The sequence below is a fragment of the Variovorax sp. 20P10.2.4 genome (assembly GCF_058244205.1).
Genome location: NZ_JBZAYE010001102.1, coordinates 1 through 1,398, shown reverse-complemented (window position 1 = coordinate 1,398; position 1,398 = coordinate 1). Strand labels below are relative to the sequence as shown.

Here is a 1,398-nt window from a genome sequence, read left to right as displayed (position 1 = left end):
GTCCGGTTGCCGGCGGCCGATCCCGTCGTATTCAGGGGCGCCGAGAACTTCGATACCGCAGGCACCGGTGCCGCTCCGATGCTCTACCCCGCGCCGAGCGCGGCCGGCCTGCTGGCGGTGGTGCTCGTGCATGGCCTGATGAACGAGTCCGCCAAGAGCGCGCAGAAGGCCAAGCTCCAGGAGCAGGCCGACCAGGTGCTGGTGCCTTATCGCAAGCTGCTGGCCGCCTACACGCACGCCGAACTGGCGCAGGGCGCGCCGGCGCCCGCGAGTGTCGACGGCCAGGCCTGGCAGGTCGACAGCGCGCCCGTGTTCTCGTTGACGCAGGACCAGCAGGCGCTGGTGCTCGACAACGTCGTGAGCGTGCGGCGCGCGGGCTCGGCTGGCGCCGCGGCGTACGAGAGCGTGGTCCGGATCGTCTCGGCGCCGACGGCCGAAGCGGACCCGGTGGCCTACTGGAGCAAGGACAACGGCGCCGCGTTCCGCGCGGTCGCCGGCGCATTGATGCGCGAGTCGATCGAGCTCGCCGTGTCGATGGCCGACAAGACGATGCCCGCCGGCGCCGCGACGCAGAAGACCTTCCGCTATTTCGAGGGCGGCACGGAACGGGTCGAACGCGCATCGCTGGTGTTCGAGCGGTGCGCGCGCCGGGTCTTGCTCACGCTAAGGGAGACCCTGATGTCGGTGCCGCTCGCGGCGGGCGCGGATGCCTGCGCGGCCATAACCGCGAAGGCCGGGTAAAGTGGCTGCCCTGGTCTCCAGCCACGGGCATCCATGATTTCTTCCTCCGCTGGCAGTGCCGCGATCGCGCCGACCTGGCGGCGCGCGTTGCGGGATCGCTGCCGTACGCTGCTGCCGCTCAAGCTGATCGGCAACACCCTCGCCACCATCGGCTTCTTCCCGCTGTACTTCTGGGTCATGCGGCATTCGGGCGAGGCCTGGGTGCTGCCGCTTACGCCGATCGACCGGCTCGTCGCCTTCTGGCCCGCGCTGCTGCCGGTGTACCTGTCGCTGTGGCTCTACATCGCGCTGCCGGTACTGTTCTCGCGCGACCGGCGCGAGCTGTTCGCGTTCTCGCTGGCCTGCGCGCTGATGACGAGCATCGCGCTCGTCGTGTTCTGGTTCATGCCCACGGCGATTCCCAACTTCACCATCGACACCAGTCCCGGCACCACGCTGCACTTCCTCAAGACCAAGGACTCGGCGGGCAATGCGTTTCCTTCGCTGCACGTCTCGTTCTCGGTGTTCGCCTGCGTGGTGCTCGCACGCCAGCTGCGCGACGCGGGCGCGCCCGCCTGGCTGCGCGGCCTCAACCTCGCGTGGGCGGCGGGCATCGTCTACTCGACCATGGCGGTGCGCCAGCACGTGCTGATCGACGTGGGCGGCGGCTTCGTGCTG

At 69.7% G+C, this 1,398-nt stretch carries 2 protein-coding genes; both read left to right on the top strand.

Going from position 1 to position 1,398, the window contains the following annotated elements; translation table 11 throughout:
• The coding region (locus AC27VN_RS41460) for a hypothetical protein (protein WP_490880509.1) at positions 1-741 on the top strand (741 nt) is incomplete at its 5' end.
• 33 nt (positions 742-774) lie between these two features.
• On the top strand, positions 775-1,398 hold a 624-nt coding region (locus tag AC27VN_RS41455), incomplete at its 3' end, for a phosphatase PAP2 family protein (protein ID WP_490880508.1).